The sequence below is a fragment of the Flavobacterium endoglycinae genome (assembly GCF_017352115.1).
GTDB lineage: Bacteria > Bacteroidota > Bacteroidia > Flavobacteriales > Flavobacteriaceae > Flavobacterium > Flavobacterium endoglycinae.
The window spans coordinates 3676272-3696625 of record NZ_CP071448.1 but is presented as its reverse complement, the minus strand read 5'-3'; the positions used below and the strand labels follow the sequence as shown (position 1 = coordinate 3696625).

General features: G+C 34.4%; 12 protein-coding genes. 5 read left to right on the top strand and 7 right to left on the bottom strand.

Annotation, left to right across the window (positions count from 1 at the left end):
• Positions 1–5 precede the first annotated feature (5 nt).
• From J0383_RS16455 to J0383_RS16440, 4 genes are all read right to left on the bottom strand, one after another.
• Positions 6–962: an aldo/keto reductase gene (locus J0383_RS16455; RefSeq protein ID WP_207295069.1), complete on the bottom strand. Its 957-nt coding sequence runs from the start codon at positions 960–962 to the stop codon at positions 6–8.
• Positions 963–1304: 342 nt separating this feature from the next.
• Entirely contained in the window at positions 1305–3599 is a 2295-nt protein-coding gene (gene bglX / locus J0383_RS16450; RefSeq protein ID WP_207295068.1) for a beta-glucosidase BglX, read from the bottom strand.
• Between the two features lie 140 nt (positions 3600–3739).
• Positions 3740–5119 (bottom strand): sialate O-acetylesterase, encoded by a 1380-nt coding sequence (locus tag J0383_RS16445; protein WP_207295067.1) that lies wholly within the window; start codon positions 5117–5119, stop codon positions 3740–3742.
• The gene (locus J0383_RS16440) at positions 5109–6209 is read right to left on the bottom strand and encodes an SGNH/GDSL hydrolase family protein (RefSeq protein WP_207295066.1); all 1101 of its coding nucleotides are present in this window, start codon (positions 6207–6209) and stop codon (positions 5109–5111) included. Before J0383_RS16440 ends, J0383_RS16445 begins: the two co-directional genes overlap by 11 nt.
• 216 nt (positions 6210–6425) lie before the next feature.
• Between J0383_RS16440 and J0383_RS16435 the strand changes: the two genes are divergently transcribed.
• Positions 6426–6935, top strand: a complete 510-nt coding sequence (locus J0383_RS16435) for a C40 family peptidase (RefSeq protein WP_207295065.1) — start codon at positions 6426–6428, stop codon at positions 6933–6935.
• A gap of 156 nt (positions 6936–7091) precedes the next feature.
• Here the strand turns inward: J0383_RS16435 and J0383_RS16430 are convergent, their stop codons facing one another.
• Together J0383_RS16430 and J0383_RS16425 are read right to left on the bottom strand one after the other, a co-directional pair.
• The gene (locus tag J0383_RS16430; protein WP_207295064.1) at positions 7092–8669 is read right to left on the bottom strand and encodes a L,D-transpeptidase family protein; all 1578 of its coding nucleotides are present in this window, start codon (positions 8667–8669) and stop codon (positions 7092–7094) included.
• Between the two features lie 130 nt (positions 8670–8799).
• Positions 8800–9213, bottom strand: coding sequence for a DUF1573 domain-containing protein (locus J0383_RS16425; protein ID WP_207295063.1), 414 nt, complete (start codon positions 9211–9213; stop codon positions 8800–8802).
• Positions 9214–9376: 163 nt separating this feature from the next.
• Between J0383_RS16425 and J0383_RS16420 the strand changes: the two genes are divergently transcribed.
• From J0383_RS16420 to J0383_RS16410, 3 genes are all read left to right on the top strand, one after another.
• Complete coding sequence (locus J0383_RS16420; RefSeq protein WP_207295062.1) at positions 9377–10642, top strand: sensor histidine kinase; 1266 nt, start codon at positions 9377–9379, stop codon at positions 10640–10642.
• On the top strand, positions 10639–11325 hold the full coding sequence (locus J0383_RS16415) for a response regulator transcription factor (protein WP_207295061.1): 687 nt from the start codon (positions 10639–10641) through the stop codon (positions 11323–11325). The genes J0383_RS16420 and J0383_RS16415 overlap by 4 nt, the downstream gene beginning before the upstream one ends.
• A 109-nt stretch (positions 11326–11434) precedes the next feature.
• Positions 11435–12199: an MBL fold metallo-hydrolase gene (locus tag J0383_RS16410; protein ID WP_207295060.1), complete on the top strand. Its 765-nt coding sequence runs from the start codon at positions 11435–11437 to the stop codon at positions 12197–12199.
• On the opposite strand, the gene J0383_RS16405 is transcribed toward J0383_RS16410, so the two are convergent.
• Positions 12200–14398: a B12-binding domain-containing radical SAM protein gene (locus J0383_RS16405; protein ID WP_207295059.1), complete on the bottom strand. Its 2199-nt coding sequence runs from the start codon at positions 14396–14398 to the stop codon at positions 12200–12202.
• 132 nt (positions 14399–14530) lie between these two features.
• On the opposite strand from J0383_RS16405, the gene J0383_RS16400 reads away from it, so the two are divergent.
• Positions 14531–20347, top strand: a complete 5817-nt coding sequence (locus J0383_RS16400; RefSeq protein WP_207295058.1) for a T9SS type B sorting domain-containing protein — start codon at positions 14531–14533, stop codon at positions 20345–20347.
• The last annotated feature ends 7 nt before the right edge of the window (positions 20348–20354 follow it).

Here is a 20354-nt window from a genome sequence, read left to right as displayed (position 1 = left end):
AAAAACTATGCTAAAATCTTCTCAATCGCATTTAATTCATCATGCGTGAATTGCGTATTTTCAAGACAATCGATATTATTACATAATTGTTTTACTGAACTCGCACCAATCAAAACCGAAGTAATTCGTTTGTCTTTTTGCAGCCAAGCCAAAGCCATTTGTGCCAAAGACTGATTTCTGTTCTGAGCAATTTCATTCAGCTGAATTAATTTCTGAATTCTTTCTTGCGTAACCTCATCTTCCTTCAAATGTCCGTTTGGATTATGAGCGCGTGAATTTTCAGGAATTCCTTTTAAATATTTATCGGTTAAAAGTCCTTGTGCTAAAGGCGAAAAGGCAATACATCCCACTCCTTTTTCTTCTAAAACATCTAACAAACCATCTTCAACCCAACGTTCCAACATCGAATATTTCGCTTGGTGAATCAAACATGGCGTTCCCAATTGTTTTAAAACATCAACCGCAACACGAGTCTGTTCTGCGGAATAATTACTGATCCCAACATACAGTGCTTTTCCGCTTCTAACAGCATGATCTAAAGCCATCATCGTTTCTTCAATTGGCGTTTCCGGATCTGGACGATGTGAATAAAAAATATCTACATAATCGATATTCATTCGTTTCAAACTCTGATCTAAACTAGAAAGGAGATATTTTCGAGATCCCCAATCTCCATAAGGACCTTTCCACATCGTATAACCAGCTTTAGTAGAAATCACGATTTCATCACGCAGATTTCCCTGAAAATTATGCCAAAGTATTTTTCCGAAATTCTCTTCAGCAGAACCCGGAACTGGACCATAATTATTGGCTAAATCAAAGTGTGTAATTCCTTTATTAAAAGCCTCAATAGCAATACTCTCTGCATTTTCAAAATTGTCTACTGAACCGAAATTATGCCATAATCCTAAAGAAATCTCAGGCAGTAATAATCCGTTTCTGCCGCATCTGTTATATTTCATGTTTATTATTTAAAAGTTGGAGTTTTAATAGATTTTAAAGGTAGAAAAATATCGAAAGTTATTAATTTAAAAAGTTATGTTTTTTTAATCTCGCAAAGTCGCAAAGACGCAAAGTTTAATTTTTAAATATAAGTTTGAATTGCGTCCAGCTTTAGCTGGATGAGAAAAACAATAAAGAAGAAAAAGGCTTTAGCCAAACTAACAATAGTTTGGCTAAAGCCTTTTCAAATTCTATTATTATTCCCCTAGCTAAAGCTAGGGGCTATTGAAAAATCTTTGCGTCTTTGCGACTTTGCGAGATTAAAAAAACTTTGAACCTTTGTTACTTTGTGCTTTTGAACCTTAGAGAATCTCAAAACCACCCTGCAATCCTTTATCAGAGCTTCCTCCAACCATGATTTTAAACGTTCCTGGTTCTACAAGATATTTTCCTTCGTTATCATAAAAACCAAGTTCTTTATCTGTTAAAGTAAATTTTACGGTTTTAGTTTCTCCTTTTTTAAGATTCACCAATTCAAAACCTTTTAATTCTTTAATTGGACGAACGATACTCGCATATTCATCATGAATATACAATTGAACGACTTCTTTTCCATCATAATTTCCAGAGTTTGTAACTTCAACGCTTACCTCAACTTTTTCGCCTTTTGCAAAAGACGTTTTATTCAATTTCAGTTTTTTATAATCGAAAGTGGTATAGCTTAATCCAAAACCAAATGGAAATTGAGGCGTTTTCTCTACATCCATATAATGCGACCAAAAAACGTTTTTATCGCTGTCTGTTGGTCTTCCTGTGCTGTATTTGTTGTAATAAATTGGTACCTGCCCTACATTTCTCGGGAATGACATTGGCAGTTTTCCACTCGGATTGTAATCTCCGTATAAAACCTGCGCCACAGCATTTCCTGTCTGAGTTCCTAAATGCCAAGCTTCCACAATTGCTGGAACATTTTCGGCTGCCCATGGAATACTCAACGGACGTCCATTATTTAAAACCAAAACCACATTCGGATTCACTTTGTAGATTTCTTCTAATAATTCTTGTTGTAATCCAGGCAAATTCAAATCAGTTCTGCTTCTTCCCTCACCGCTTTGAAAACCGTATTCACCTAAAACCATTACGACAACATCTGCATTTTTTGCTGCTTTTTTCGCTGCTTCAAAACCAGTTTTATCTGTAGTATTGAAAACTGTTTCGGTTAAAAAAGTTGCTTTTTGTTTTAATAAATCGGCACCTTTTTCAAAAACCAATTGATTGTCTTTGTATTGCTGCATTCCTTCTAAAACCGAAACTGCAGTATCATCAGAAGCAGCAATTCTCCAGCTTCCTAAAGGACTGTTTTTATCATTTGCTAAAGCACCAATCAAAGCGATTTTTTGTCCTGATTTTTTTAGCGGCAGTAAATTCTTCTCGTTCTTTAATAAAACGATCGATTTCTTTGCCATATCCAAAACGCCTTCATTATTGGCCTTACTTCCCACAACTTCTTTTTCACGTTTTTCATCACAATATCGGTACGGATCATCAAATAATCCCAATTCAAATTTCACACGAAGAATTCGGCGAACGGCATCATCAACCAAATCTTCTTTTACTTTTCCAGATTTTACTAAATCCACTAGTTTTGCCACATATAAATAAGATTCCATATCCATATCAGAACCTGCCATTACAGCTTTTGCCGTGGCATCAGCTTCGTCTTTGGCATATCCGTGTGCAATCATTTCACGAATCGATGCATAATCAGAAATTACAAATCCGTCAAACTTCCATTTTCCTTTTAAAATATCTCTTTGTAAAAAAGCATTTCCTGTTGCCGGAACGCCGTTCAAAGTATTAAACGAATTCATAAACGTACGAACTCCTGCCTGAACCGTTGCTTCAAAAGGAGGCAGAACCGAATTGTATAATTTAGAATTACTGATATCTACAATATTATATTCCAATCCCGCTTCAACGTAACCGTAAGCCGCAAAGTGTTTCGCACAAGCGGCGATCGTATTTACTTTTGCCAAATCAGCAACGGTTTCTCCTTGAAAACCTTTCACACGCGCATAACCGATTTTGCTTCCTAAATACGGATCTTCGCCTGCGCCTTCCATCACACGACCCCAGCGCGCATCATTTGCAATATCGACATTTGGACCAAAAGTCCAGTTAATTCCAGATGCCGAAGCTTCATCAGCTGCAATCGCTGCCGACTTTTTAATGGCTTCTAAATCCCAGCTCGCCGCTTCTGCCAACGGAATCGGACTTAATGTTTTATAACCATGAATGACGTCAAAACCAATAATCAACGGAATTCCCAAACGAGTTTCTTCTACTGCAATTTTCTGTACCGCACGAACTTCTTTTACGCCACGAACCGTCAGCATTGAACCCACTAATCCTTTTCGCAAATGTTCGTATTTTAATTCGGCTGTTCCCCCTTTTGGCGCAGGTCCGGTAACATCCCAAAAACCGTTGTATTGATTCATCTGTCCCACTTTTTCTTCTAAAGTCATTAAAGGCAAAAGCAAATCAATACGCTGCTCAATAGTTTTATTTTTATCCAGATACGGCTTTTTTTGTGCATTCATGTTTCCAACTGTAAACAGGGACAAGACCCCAATAATTATTATTTTTTTATTTTTCATGGTTAGTTAGTTTTTTCTTAGGTACTAAGGTTCTAAGTTTTAAAAACTTTGCGCCTTTGTGACTTTGCGAGATTAAATTATGCTGTGCGGGTTTCGACTTCGCTCAGCCTGACAAGTGGTTAAAATCTAAAATCTACACTCTAAAATTCGCTCGTAAAACAAGAAGCAGGCAGGTTTGCTTTGTTAAACAAATCCGACTGCGTTGTATTTCCCCATGCAAACCTCACTTTCGCTGGATTTACAACTTTTTTACTGGTCAAAATCACCTGATTATTTTTTATCGAAGCTTGGGCGGGAACAAAAACTCCATCTGCTCCAGCTACTTCAAATTGATTTGATTTTTTGTCTTTGAAATACAATCCGTCAGCATAATCAAAAGAAACGATTACTTTGTTTTTCTCAATTTTAAAATCGGTAAACAATGGACCGTTTACCAAATTAGAATTGGTTTTATAGGTTTCAGCCAAAGCCAGATTCGCCAAACGAATTCCAACAGATTTTTTATTCTTTGGGTGAATATCGATCGTATCTGAAATGTCGCTAATCACGACCATTCCTGTATTTGAAACTTCTTTTAATAATTTTCGTTGAGAATTACGAACCATTACGTTCGAAAAATTATTCGTTCCCGTTTTATAAGGCGCAATCTGAACATAATAGAATGGGAAATTTTCTTTCCATTCTTTTCGCCAAGAAGTAATTAAAGCTCCTAAAGTTTTATCGTAAACCAGCGAACCTACATTTGATTCTCCTTGGTACCAAAGCGTTCCTGCAATTTTAAATCCTGCAATTGGATGAATCATTGCATTGTATGCACGCCCCGGCTGATGCGGACCATATTCCTGTTCGTTGAGTTTTTTGGCATTTTCTAATAAAATGGGATCGCTATTTATTACTTCTTCCGGCATCCAGATTTCCGCAGGAGTTCCGCCCCAATTAGAAGAAATCAATCCAATTGGAACATTTTTCAAATCTTCTCGTAAGCGTTTCGCAAAAAAGTAACCAACAGCACTAAAATATTTCATGGTTTCTGGAGTCGATTCCGTCCAGTTTCCGAGTAAATTATTCTGCGGACTTGCGGCGGTTAATTTCGGAACGGTGAAAAAACGAATATTCGGATCTGCAGCATTTTTCACTTCTTCATCGCCATTATCGATTCCCCAGCTTGCCGACATTTCCATATTTGACTGACCTGAACAAAGCCAGACTTCGCCAATGAGAATATTTTTTAAAACCACTTCATTATACCCTTTTATAGAAATCGTAAAGGGGCCTCCTGCTTCTGGAGTTTTAATTGTCAATTCCCATTTTGCTTGATTGCTTGCAACGGTTTTATATTCCTGATTGTTCCAGCCCGAAACTAATTTAATTTCTTCTTTTGGATTTCCCCAGCCCCAGATTTTCACTTCAGAGTTGCGCTGTAAAACCATATTATCTCCAAAAATATTCGGAAGTGTAACATTTGCTTCTGCAAAACCATACATCATCAAAAAGAAAAGGAATAGTATTTTATTTTTCATTTAAAAGTTTCTTTAAAAATGGTCCATATTCAACAGCTAAAACTTTATGATCTTCTACATCTGGATGTCCTATACAACCTTTTGGTTTCATAGGTTTGAATTTGAAAATCTGAATAGGTTTGTGTGTTTTATCAGTATCAAAAGCTTTTTTTACTTGGTTCAAACAATCTTCAAAAACAACAGATCTGTCATCATTTACCATTGGACTGTTGGTAATTACGATCTGCACATTGGGATTATGCTTGTACAGCATCTTAATAAAATTGATGTAGTTCGAAACGTATTTTTCGGAATTAAAAGGCAAGCGTTCTTTTTTGCCGTCTCCACCCGAAAAATCATTGGTTCCTAAAGCTATGCTGATAATATCTGGCTGAAAAGCAAAATCATATTTAGGTTTTGAAGCGTCTTTGGTTAAATATAAATTTTGATAAACATCAGGCATTATAGCTTCGTCTTTATTTTCGTCGTTCCAGTTTCGGTACATTCCAATTCCAGATACACAGCTCATTAAATAATCAACTCCAATAGCTCTGGAAATTCTTGGCCCATAAGCATAATAACTGTTATGATGATCTAAATATTCTCCTTGATCGCAAGGAACATCAGAACCATCACTGGCGGCACCACATGTAATAGAATCACCTATGAACTCGATTTTCTTTTTCTTTTTAAATGAAATTGAAGTCAGTTTTGCAGTTGTCCCGGCAAACAAAATATTACCACTTTGCGCTTCTGTATTTTTATAGATTTCTAAATGATGTTCTTTTTTATTGGAAGTTACTTGTATTGGAAATGACTGGACTGCTCCTTTTTCAACCCTGATTTTACCCAAGTATTTTCCATCTAAAACTAAAGAAACATAATTATGATGTTCATACGAATCGACGCTTTGAAGGGAAATCGAACATTTTGTTCCTGTAAAATTAAAGGAAACCGAAGAAGCGGTTCCAATTAAAATGACCTCATCGTTTTGTAATTTTTCTACTCGGCCTTGATATAAGAAAGTTTTATTTGAATTTAGCGTTTGAGAAGTCGAAATAATCGAAATCAGCAAAAATAAAATTAAAAGTGCTATTTTTTTGGGAAACATAATTTATTTGTTAAAATATAAATACAATTCACAAATATATTAGAAAGAAAATATTTAAAAAGATACTAAAATGTCAAAAAGCAATAAAAAAACACCACATAAACACATCGTTTGGAGGCTAACCATACATATTTGTACTTTTTAGGGTGTTTCTGTTCTTTTTAAAATAAAATAACAATTTAAATTTAGCGTTTTAATTTAGATAAAACTAAAAAAATGAGAACGTTCCTATTGCTATTTTTACTGCCTGTATTTTTCTTCTCTTCGTTTAAACCACAAAAGAAAGAATCTCAAATACGAGTTGAAAACACTAAACTTCAAACTGAAATCAATCGCGATTCGATTATTGTTTTTGCAAAAAAACATTTAGGAACGCCATATAAATATGCCAGCAGTAATCCAGCTTTAGGATTTGATTGTTCTGGATTTGTGAGTTATGTTTTCAGCCATTTTGGAAAGACATTGCCACGAAGTTCAAGCGGTTATAAAAACATTGGCAAAACTTTAAAACCTGAAGAATTTAAAGTTGGAGATATTTTAGTTTTTTATGGGTATAAAGACAGAACCATAATTGGTCATCTTGGAATTATCTGTGAAGCCAACGGCATGCAGTCGAAATTTATTCATGCTTCTTCTGGAAAAGCACAGCAAGTAACTATAACAGCACTTGATACAGACCATTATACCAAACGTTTTTATAAATGTGTGGATGTTTTATCGGAATAAGTTTTTTTTGTTAGCCACGAATTCACGAATTTATTTTTTAGCTATCTTTTAAACCACAAATTGCACAAATTAAAAATTGTAATTTGTGCAATTTGTGGCAACTTAAATTTTACATCCAACTTTGGAATTTGTTTTTTATAAATTGGAATTTAAACTTTATTCTTCCGTTAAAAGTTTAATTAGACTTTCATCTCTGTCGTAAATATCTTTGTAGAAATTTAGATTTCCTTCACGATCTACCCAAGCTGTAAAATAACCAATATAAACTGGAACTTTTTTCTTTAACGTATACCAGCTTTCTTTTCCGGCATGCATGGCTTTGTCGATTCTTTCAGGATTCCACTGCGGATCTACTTTTAGCAATTCAATTGCCAGTTCACGTGGTTTTGCTACACGTACACAACCGTGGCTGAAGGCTCTGCTTTCTCTTTCGAACAAGCTTTTTGCAGGAGTATCGTGCAGATAAATATTACTGGTGTTTGGAAATAAAAATTTCACCAAACCAAGCGAATTATTTTTCCCCGGAAGTTGTCTAACCGCTCCGTTATTCCATTCTAGGTTTTTCTGAGCGAGATAGTTTTTGTTTTTCGCCATTCCGGGTTTTATTTCTTTTGCAATAATACTCGGCGGTACATTCCAATACGGACTAAAAACAATATTGCTCATCATGCCGCTGAAAATAACGGTTTTGGTCATTGCTTTTCCTACCACTACCGGCGATGTAAAAGCAATTTTGCCATCTTCGATTATGTACAATTTAAATTCAGGAATGTTGACTTCAATGTATTTCTGACCTTTTTCAAGTTCTGGATCAATCCATCGGCAACGCTCCATATTGGCAATAATGGTTTTGATTCGATCAGAAACTGGAATGTTCAAATCATTAATATGTTCCAATAATATAGTGTTCTTTTGTGCATAACCGTGATGAAATTCATATTTTTTCATCGCGCTGATTAACGTCGAATCACAAACCGCACTTTTGGTATCTTCTTTAATATCTCCGGTTATAAAAAGCCTTTCTCTAATTTGAGCAATCACAGCTGAAGAATCGCCTAGTTTTAAACTTTTATAATCTTCATCAGTTTCAATGGTTTTCCATCCGCCTTTCTTTTCAATTTCTCTATATTGATGAAGAGCATCACGAAGTTTGTAATACTGGCTGAACATCTTGCTCTTCTTATCATCATTTATAGTTGATTTTTTGAAGATCGAATCGGTTAAAACCTGATAGTTGAGTTTTTTTCTCGGCAAAAGCCATTCTAACGAAAGAGATGTTTTTTCATCAAAACCGCGGTATACTTTTTCGGCATAATAGAAATACAAATTCGTAATCATCAAGTCGGTGTTGACTTTTGAGAGTTTATTATCTGTATTATTTTCAAAAATAGAATTGATTTCCTTGTACGGAAAATTTGCTTTTAAGCCTTCGGTTTCTAATTCTTTGTACTTATTATATAAAGTATTTCCAAACTCGACAACACCTTTATTATCCAGCCACAATTGGGTTGATTGTTTTTTAGTGTATAAAGACGCGACTTCACCTTGAAAGTTTTGCAGTTTCGGATATGCTTCATAAAATTTAGCAATCGCCGTACTGTCAATTACAAGTTTTAATTCGGGAATAACGACTTTTGCTTTCTTCTGATTTTCTTCTTTTTTATCTCCTTTTGAGTTACAGGAAACAATAGTAAAAAGGAGCGTAATAATAGCAAATCTGCACCAAATTTTCATAATGATTTTTTTAATAAAAGTAGAAAAGTTTTGGTAAAATCAAATGATTCTAAAAATAATATTTTGTCATAAAAAAAGCCCCGAATAGACTACGTATTCAGGGCTTTTCACTTTATAACCAACCTTTATTTTAGATAACAGTTCCTTTTAAAGTAAGTATTTTTGGAGCCGTTTCAGCACTTGTTGTTACTGTAACTGTTTTTGTAAAAGCGCCTTTGTTTGCCGCATTATAAGTGGCAGTCACTTTTGCTGATTTACCAGGTAAAACTGGTTCTTTTGTGTAATCTGTTGCAGTACATCCACATGAACCCTGAACATTTGTAATTACAACTGCTGTTTTTCCTGTGTTTTTAAATTCGTATACAATTGCTTTTGGAGTTCCCTGCGGAATTTGTCCAACATCAATTGTTTCAGCTTTCCAAACAATTGTAGAAGCTGTTTCAACTTTTTTAGTTTCAGAAACTAAAGATTTCACTGGTGCGATCGCTGAAAAAGACATTAAACTTAACGCTACAGCCAGCATAGAAATTTTGATAATTTTCATAGTTAAAATATTTAATGGTTTATAGTTCGAATTTTACATTTCAAAAGTAATTCAGCTTTGAACAAATCGCTGTTAAGCGGTTTCAAATGTTTGTTAACGACTTGTTAATCGCCTATTTTCACTATAAAATTGCTTAATATTACACCTTGAAAACTCTTTATTCTTGAAAATAAACAAACTCAATAGTATCATTGTTTTAGGACTGGTAGCGATTATCAGTATTTTGGTTGCGCAATTACTTTGGACGAAAGAAGCGTTTACAATTGAGCAGAAAAAGCTGAGTCAAAAAGCGCACATCGCTCTTCTTGAAGTAGCTAAAAAATTATACGAAGGCACAAATCACGAACTTCCGGTGCAAAATCCGGTTCAGAAAATTGCAAATGACTATTATATTGTAAATGTCGATAATGATTTCGAACCTGATATTTTGGAATTCTATTTAAAAACGGAATTCAAAAAAATGAATATCACGACCGATTTTGAATATGCGATGTACAATTGCCAGAGCGACGAAATGATTTATGGAGATTATATTTCGCTTTCGAAGAAAAAAGCAGAATGCAAAAAAACGGTTTATTTCCCTAAACATAAAAATCTCGTTTATTATTTCGCGGTTCGTTTTCCTAATGAAACCACGTATTTATTTAGTTCAATGCGTTTCTGGTTTGTACTTTCAATTGCATTGATTCTTATATTATTGATTTATGTGTATTCGATTGTAACACTTTTACAGCAGAAAAAATATTCGGAGCTGCAACGTGATTTTATTAACAATATGACGCATGAATTTAAAACCCCTCTTTCTTCCATTTTAATTGCTTCAAAATATTTGAGCGAACAAAATCTCATTAAAGAGAATAAAAAATTGCACACATATGCTGAAATCATTGTGAATCAAGGAAACAAACTGAATCATCATGTTGAAAAAATATTAAGTGTTGCCAAGTCTGATCATACTCCGCTGGAATTAAAAAAAGAAAATGTCTTAATAATTCCTGTTATTGAAGAAACGATTGAAAATATTCAGCTAAAATATCCTGATGCAAGCATTAAAATAGAAAGTATTTCTAATGAATATGTTCTCGAAACTGATGTTTTTCATTTTGCAAATCTGGTTTACAATCTTCTTGACAATGCGGTTAAATACTGCAATAAAAAACCTGAAATTACCGTTAAAATTTCTGAAGAAAATTCAACTCTAAAAATTGAGTTTATAGATAATGGCATTGGGATTGCTCCTAAAAAATTATCTTTTATATTTGATAAATTCTATCGTATACAAAACGAGAAAAGCAATGAAGTGAATGGTTTTGGACTTGGATTGTATTACGTAAAAGAAATCTGCAATTTGCAGAATTGGAAAATAAAAGCCGAAAACAATGTAACAAACGGAGTTACGATAACTCTTTCAATTCCTTATAAAAAATGAAGCCATTCAGAATACTTTATACCGAAGACGATGAAACTTTAGCATTTTTGACCAAAGATAATCTGGAGCAAAATAATTATGAGGTAGTGCATTGTTTAAATGGAAAAGCGGGATTGGAAGCTTTTAAAGAAGAAGAATTCGACATTTGTATTCTAGATATTATGATGCCGAAAATGGATGGTTTCGAACTGGCTTCGGAAATTCGTAAAATAGATATTGATATTCCGATTATTTTTCTTTCGGCCAAAACTTTAAAAGAAGATCGTATAAAAGGACTTCGTCTAGGTGCCGATGATTATTTGGTAAAACCATTTAGTATTGAAGAATTAATTTTGAAAATTGAAGTTTTCTTAAAACGTTCCCAGAAAAATAATAAGACTGAAAAATCAATTTATGAAATTGGAAAATATCAGTTTGACACTAAAAATTTTATTCTTTTCAATGACGATGAAAAAGTTGGTCTAACACAACGTGAAGCCGAATTACTAAAACTTTTTCTAGACAATAAAAACTTAGTTCTAAAAAGAGAGCAGATCTTAACCGCACTTTGGGGAACTGATGATTATTTTATGGGAAGAAGTCTTGACGTTTTTATATCACGCCTTCGCAAGATTTTGATCAATGAAGAAGGGATTTCAATTGAAAATCTACACGGAATTGGATTTCGCTTTTTGATTGGATAGTTTGTTGTAATTCTGACGCTAATTATTAACAATTCTGTTAAAAATAAAGAAAAATCTGTAAATGGTTTTTCGAAAATCTTTGTATTTTTAAGTTCTAAATTCCCCTGACATGAAAATACATCACCTGCGAAATGCTACATTGGTTATCGAAACAGAAGAGAATGTGATTCTGGTTGACCCAATGTTAGGCAAGAGAAAAACAATTCCGCCATTTACCATTTTTCGATATAATCCGAAACGAAATCCTCTTGTCGCTCTTCCTAAAAACAGCAGGGAAATTTTGAGTAAGGTAACCCATTGTTTAATTACACATTTACATCCGGATCATATCGACAAAGCGGGAGAAGTTTTTTTAAGAAGAAAAAGTATTCCGGTAATCTGCAACGTAAAAGACGAAAAAAAACTTACTCAAAGAGGTTTAAATATTATTCAAACTTTAGAATATTGGACACCACAGCCTTTTTTAGGCGGACGAATTATTGGAATCCCGGCCGTTCATGGTTATGGTTTTATAGCCAAATTGATGGGAAATGTAATGGGATTTTTTATTGAACTTCCTAACGAGAAAACAGTTTACATAAGTTCCGACACTATTTTTACAGATGATGTGCAAAAGGTGCTTATCGAACTAAAACCAGATATTTCGACCGTTGCCTGCGGAACTGCCCGATTGGATATTGGACAGCCTTTATTAATGAAAATGAACGACATTTTGAGATTTGTGACTTTGGCTCCCGGAAAAGTTTTTGCCAATCATCTTGAAGCTTTAAATCATTGCCCAACAACGCGTGAGGAATTAAAAAGAGCGCTTTCGCAGAACAATCTTTTATCTAAAACGGCGATTCCAAATGATGGATATGCGATCGAATATTAATTATAAAACCAAAAGTCCAAATTCACGTAACGTATTAATTGGTTTTGAATACCAAAATAATTCAAAGTCTTCTAAGGTAGTTTCAAAATCATTTTTCACTTCCTGAAAAGTATAATTTTTAGCATTCGAAATCGAAATTTTAGAAAGAATTGAAGTCAGCCACTCGCCTTCTTCTTTACTGGTTTGAATCGCAAAACTTTCTTTTTTATCATGAAAAGTTAGGGACATCATTTCCCAGCTTCTTCCTTTTTTGGATTTTGTGAATATTTCTGCCGAAGGTTTTCCGCCAAGCCAAACTACTTTTGCATTTGGTTTGGTATTGAAATCATTTTGTTCTTCGAGCGCATTGAAAATAAAATCAGGATGAATTTTGGTTCTTGGTATTTTAAAATCAAACCATTCCTGCAGTTCATAATCAAAACAGATTCCGTGCATGAAATTAAAGAGAGATTTCTTCAATCCGAAACTGAATTTATCGTGATTAATTCCAGTTGAATCATTGTATTCAATATCGTTATTGGCAAAAGTTCCAACGGCTTCTGTTTTTTTATTCACGCCAAATTTCTCCGGATACAACCCAACCGGACTATGTGCCGTCAATGCAAACTGATGCCAAAATCCAGACTGTAAAACTCCAGCTTCAAACAACTGGCGTACCATTTCAAGACTGTCAACCGTTTCCTGAATTGTTTGTGTAGGATATCCGTACATTAAATACGCATGAACCATAATTCCGGCCTCGGTAAAATTTCGGGTAACTTTTGCCACTTGCTCAACCGTAACCCCTTTATCTATTAATTTCAATAATCGGTCTGAAGCCACCTCTAAACCTCCCGAAACGGCGATACATCCCGAAGCTTTTAGCAATAGACATAAATCTTTTGAAAAGCTTTTTTCAAAACGAATATTTGTCCACCAAGTCACGGCTAGTTTTCTTTTTAAAATTTCAAGAGCCAGCGCACGCATTAAAGCTGGCGGTGCTGCTTCATCTACAAAATGAAAACCGTTTTGTCCTGTCTGTTCGATTAATTCTTCGATACGATCGCAAAGCAAACTTGCGGCAACAGGTTCGTATACTTTTATATAATCTAACGAAATATCGCAGAACGTACATTTTCCCCAATAGCAGCCGTGCGCCATGGTTAATTTATTCCAGCGTCCGTCACTCCACATTCGGTGCATTGGATTTACGATTTCGATAACCGAAATGTATTTATCCAAAGGCAGATCAGAATAATCGGGAGTTCCTACTTGTGATTGCTTATAATCGTGTTTTAGGGAATTGTTTTTGTAAACGACTTCTCCATTTTCTAATAAAAAGGTTCGTTTATAATGCTTCTCGTCCCTCGACTCCGCTCGGGATGACAAATTATCAACAAGTTCCTCAATTGGCACTTCACCATCATCTAAAGTAATGAAATCAAAAAATTCGAAAACGCGTTTATCCGAAAGCGAACGCAATTCGGTATTCGGAAAACCTCCGCCCATTGAAATTTTAATTTCAGGATGGTTTTGTTTTACCCATTGCGCACATCGAAATGCACTATATAAATTCCCAGGAAAAGGAACAGAAATTAAAAACAAGGTTGGTTTTACAGTTTCAATTTTAGCTTTTAAAAGTGAAATTAAAATCGAATCGATATAAGTTGGCGGTTGCTGTAAAGCTTGATACAATTCATCAAATGAATTGGCGCTTCGTCCTAAACGTTCGGCATATCGGCTAAAGCCAAAATTTTCATCTACACATTCTACGATAAAATCCGAAATATCTTCGAGGTATAAAGTCGCTAAATGTTTGGCTTTATCCTGAGTTCCCATTGAACCGAAAGCCCAATCGAGTTCTTCCAACTGCGCAAAACGAGAAGCTTCGGGCAGAAAATCTTCCTGACAGATTTGTAACGCTAAAGTTGGATTTTTTCCTTGTAAAAACTGAATAACAGGATCAATTGTCTTGATATATTCATCCTGTAAAGCAAAAATTCTTTTACAGTTGTCGGTTGTGGGCTGTGGGTTGTGGGATTGAAATAATCTTTCAAGTCCTTTTTTTGAAAACAATTCCAAAATCACATCAATACCCAAATCAGCTTGAACTGATTGGATATTTTTAGTATTTAAAAAACCTTTTATATAAGCTGTTGCCGGATACGGTGTATTCAGCTGTGTAAAAGGCGGTGTAATTATAAAAAGCTTTGTTTTCAAAAGGAATATTTTTCTGCAAAAATACGGGTTATTTGGAGACTTTTCAGGAAAAGATTTAATGGTTTGAGTTTTGATTTTTTAATTTTATTTAGTCAATATTTAATTACATTTGTTTGCTCTTAAATCGACCGCATGAAGAAAACTTTACTTTTTTTATTTTTACTTATTTCAACGTTTTGTTACTCTCAGGAAAATTGCAATAATGGTATCGACGATGATGGCGATGGAAAAATAGATTTAAATGACAGCGATTGTGTCTGTAATAAAACAACTTCAATTTTAGCCAATCCTTCTTTTGAAGAAAAAACAAATTGTCCGTATAATTTAAACGATTTAAGTGCCGTAAATTCATGGGTAAAAGGTACCCAGCCTTCACCTGACTACATTAATTGTGAAAAACAAAATGCTATATACAATAAACATCTTGAAAATTTTCCTGATGGTGACGGAATAATCAGGGCTGAATATAAAAATAGCAGAAAAGAATACCTCGCTACTAAATTACAAACTCCTTTAATTGCGGGTACAAAATATCAGTTAAAATTAAACATTGCTACGTTAACTAGTATCTATATAGACGAAAGTAATAATAAAGAATTTGATTTTAATTACTTAGAACCTGTTAATATTACCCTTTTTGGATGTAATAATCGTGATAATTTACCATTGTATACCAATTCTAGTCCAGATACTTTTGATCCAAGCTGGATAGAAATTGGGCATGTAACCTATCAGCCTCAATCAGTATGGGGAGAAATTACTATGACTTTTACTCCAAGTGTAAACATAAACTCAATAATGCTGGGGCCACCTTCAGGGAAATTACCGCCATTATTTGACACATTAGAAACATTGGCATTTCTTTACGACAATTTAATTTTGAACACTTCAGAAAATTTTGGCGTAACTATTTCTGAAACAGGATCTTTTTGTAATGGTAATTTACAACTAACTGCGAACATTACTAAAAATCTAAACTCAAACACTACTTATCAATGGTATAAAGATGGAATTGCTATAAATGGAGCCACAAACAAAACTAATTCAATATCATCAATACCATCTAATATTGGAGCTTATTCAGTTAAAATAACGAATGGAAATACTTGCTTTGTTAGTTCAAATTTCACCATAAATAATTCGCTTTTAAGTCCCGAAACAATTGTAGTTCAACCTAACTGTAATAATACTAAAGGAAGCATAACTGTTAAAGAAACTGGCTTAAATTATAGTTTTGATAATGGCAAATCCTGGCAGACCAATCCTGTTTTTATTCCAAATGGTCCAGGAAAATATTATGTTAAAACTAAATCCACAGCTGGATGTATTTCATCACCTTCTATTATAACTATTATTGATCCGGTATTGTTGGACAGACCTTCATTTTCAATTGTACAGCCAACATGCAATACTAATGGCAGTATCACTATTACGACTCCCGGATCACAATATAGTTTTGATGATGGATTAACATGGAATACGAATCCCACTAAAAGCAATTTACCGGCAGGAAATTATAACATTAAAATTAAAAACAATTTAGGTTGTGAGTCTTATTCTCAAAACGTATTACTTTTTATTCCGCATTTAGATTTCCCTAAATACACCTTTACAGTTCCCAGCTGTACTTCGGGAGGAAGTATAACTATTACAACGTCTGCATCTGAATATAGTTTTGATAATGGAGTCACATGGACAACAAATCCAACTGCAACAAATCTGCCTTCAGGATATTATTTTATAAAAATTAAGGATCAAAATGGATGTGAATCCAATACTCCTCATGAATATATTTATTTGAAAAAGTTTTACGCTCCTTTTCCAAAAGTAAGATCGGTTGCACCTTCTTGTGCAAATTTAGGTTCTATAACTATTCTAACCACTGCAGCTGAATATAGTTTTGATAATGGCATAACATGGACCACAAATCCTAAAGCGATAAATTTAGAATCTGGAACTTATGCAGTAAAAACTAAAAATAGCCTTGGCTGTGAAACTGAGCCATTATATGTTTATCTGAAACCTTATTTTCTTCCTACGCCGACTTATGCAACTGTACAATCTACCTGTACTACTAATGGAAGTATCACAATTACAACTCCTGCGGCTGCTTATAGTTTTGATCGCGGGTTAACTTGGACTACAAATCCAATAATGACAGTTCCTACTGTTTTTTCAGAATATTTTATTTCTATAAAAAATGAATTTGGCTGTACATCAGATCCTCAATATGTATATATGAATCCCGAAATTAATACTGGGGATACTAAATATGTTATAAATAAGCAAGTAACATGCGACTCAGGTGCAAGTATAACTATTACATCGCCAGCCGAAGAATATAGCTTTGATGATGGTCAAACTTGGTCTACAAATCCCACAGCTGTAAATTTAAAAGCTAGTGATTATTATTTAAAAACAAGAAACAGCAATGGATGTATAACTTACCAAACAAGGGTTTCTATCTATGATAATTATTTAAGTTTTCCAACTTGTTCGGTTGTACAACCTGAATGTAATAAAAAAGGGAGTATTACAATTACTACTCCGGCTCCATTTTACAGTTTTGATGGTGGAGTAACTTGGGGAACAAGCGCGGCAAAATCTAATTTAGAAGAAGGTAATTATTATGTTGTGATAAAAAATGCAGAGGGTTGTACTAGTTTACCCTTTTATATCCATCTTTTTCCATTTTATCTTCCAATGCCAGCCTTAGACGTTACCCAGCCTACTGTTTGTGGCGAAAATGCTACTGGAAGTATTACAATAAGAACTAAAGCTGATTTTTACAGCTTTAATGATGGAGCAACATGGAGCACTAATCCTACGGCTGAAAATCTTCCTGTTGATTCTGAGTATCGTATAAAAATCAAAAACAGTGATGGTTGTGTTTCGGAAAACATTTATATTAATTTCATACCATTCGACCTAAGAAATGCGGAGTATACTTATACAAATCCAACTTGTAATAAGGGAGGAAGTATTACTATAACAACTCAAGCCCCATTTTACAGCTTTGATGGAGGACAAACCTGGGGAACTAACCCAACTGCTTTAAATTTACCTCCCGGTTTTTATTATCCAAAAATCAAAAATGAATTCGGCTGTGTTTCCCCAACTTATTACAGCGTCAATTTTACTGAACCAAAATTAATCTACCCTGATATAACAGTTATTCAGCCTAAATGTGGATCACCGGGAAGCATTACAGTAAATACTCCTGCTGCACAATATAGTTTTGACGGCGGAAGAACATGGAGTAACTCAAATAAAGTTTTGAATATTCCAGCATCGATTTACGCTGAAAATTACTATATCATTATAAAAGACGAAACGGGCTGCGAATCTTATCAGTCAGTGATAGGTATTCCCGCTATATTCATAGAAACACCTGAATATACAACGACAGAACCAACATGTGAGAAAGGCGGAAGTATTTCTATTGATCCGATTGGAGATGAATATAGTTTCGACAATGGAATGACGTGGACTAAAAACCCGGTTTCTACTGATTTAGACGAAGGAACTTATTATATAATATTAAAAAATAAATTTGGATGTCAATCTTATCCAAAAGCGGTTAATATATCCCGATTCTATTTAGATGAGCCTTCAATTACGTTGACTCAACCTAATTGCGAATCTTTAGGAAGTATTAAGTTTACTTCACCAGCATTTGAATACAGTATTGATAATGGAGAAAACTGGAGTTCAAATCCTGTCTTTTCAAATTTAAAAGCTGGTGATTATTATTTAATAATTAAATCAGTATTAGGATGTGAATCCAGCCCTAAATTACTTACTCTTACCGATCCAGATCCTGCTGCTCAGGCACCCGGCATTTTAATTCAACAGCCAAGCAGCTGCACATCTTCAAAAGGAACTATTACGGCAGTATCAACAACTGCTTATCAATATAGCTTTGACAACGGAATAAACTGGACAAGTAATAATAAGGTAACAGGTTTGGATCCTGGAAATTATTTTGTTAGAATAAGAAATAGTGCTGTAGCCTGTCCTTCTCCTGCTATTAAAGTGACAATCGATGCTCCGTTAGATGCAATAACGAATCCTGCTTATACAGCTATCCAGCCCACAAGTTGTACTAATCCCTTTGGAAGCATTACAATTTTAACTCCAGCTTCAAAATATAGTTTCGATAATGGAATCAGCTGGCAAACCAGTACAGTTTCTGGCAATTTAACTATTGGAACTTATAAAATTAAAATTCAGAATTCAGCTGGTTGTATATCTGATCCCGTTACTGTTCAGATAAATCCTCCTGCAGATTATCCTTTTCCTCCTTCATATAATAGTATTCAGCCAAACTGTATTGATAGTAAAGGAAAGATAAATATTCTTTCTAATGCCTCAGAATATAGTTTTGACAATGGAATAACATGGACTAACAATCCAGCGTCAGAATCTTTGGAGCCAGCTGAATATTATCTAAAAATCAAAAATTCCAGCGGCTGTATTTCTGAAGCAGTAAAAGTAATTATAACAAAATTTATTAATTTGACACCTTTACCCGAAACATTGAATTTACAAACCTTCTGCGTTGAGCAGAATGCGACATTAAATGATATTCAAATTACGGGACAAAATATAAAATGGTATAGTAACTTAACAGGTGGAACACTTGTATCAAATACAACTGTAGTGCAAGATAAAGCAACTTATTACGCTTCGCAAACCATAAACGGATGCGAAAGCGAAAGAGTTCCCGTTAAGATTAATATTCAGGTTACATTGCCTCCAACAGGAAATGCCACTCAATCATTTTGTACAGCACAAAATCCAACAATTGCCAATCTTCAAGTTACTGGAAATTCCATAAAATGGTATGATGCAGTAAGCAACGGTTCGCTATTAACAGCAGCTACAAATCTGGTTAATGGAAAAACCTATTATGCATCACAAACAGAAAACAATTGTGAAGGTTCAAGATTAGGAGTTACTATTTCAATTGTAAACACACCTTCTGCTCCAACTGCAAATGCTACTCAATCATTTTGTAAAAGTGAAAATGCCACCTTAAGCAATATTCAGATTTCGGGTCAAAATATAAAATGGTTCGACACTAATTTGTCGGCTTCGGTTTTACCGAATACCACGTTGCTTGAAAACAACAGAACGTATTATGCTTCGCAAACTGTTGGATGTGAAAGTGACAGAACACCAATTCTCGTTCAGGTTTATGACACACCATTGCCAACAGGAAATAACAATCAGCAATTTTGTATTGATGAAATTGCAACAATCGAGAACATTCAGATAACAGGGACAAATATAAAATGGTACGATGCTGCAGTAAACGGAAATATTTTATCAGACACCGATTTATTGCAAAGCACAACTTATTATGCAACTCAAACATTGAACAGCTGCGAAAGCAAAAGATTTGCAGTAACGGTAAAAATTCAAGACACACAAATCCCAATTGCTGATTCTCCACAACAATTCTGTATTCAGAAAAATGCAAAAATTAGGGATATTAAAATAATAGGACAAAATATTAAGTGGTATGAAACAGCTTCATCTACTATTGGTTTATCCGAAACAACTGAACTTGCAGACGGAATCACATATTATGCGTCACAAACTTCCAGCAATTGTGAAAGCGACAAAATTCCTGTTACTATACATATTCTTGAAGCTACAACTGCGGATTGCATTCACTTTGTGGATGAACTTCCCTACCCTAAATTCTTTACCCCGAATAATGATGGCTATAATGATACATGGACTATTGATTTTATATATTTAGCACCAAATACCGGGATTAAAATTTTTGACCGCTACGGAAAGCTCATCAAAGAATTGCGATTGGATAATTCTTGGGATGGTACTTATCTTGGGCATCAGGAACCAGCCAGTGATTATTGGTTTACAGTTACAAGACTAAATGGAAAAGAATTTAGAGGACACTTTTCTTTAAAAAGATAATTTAGAA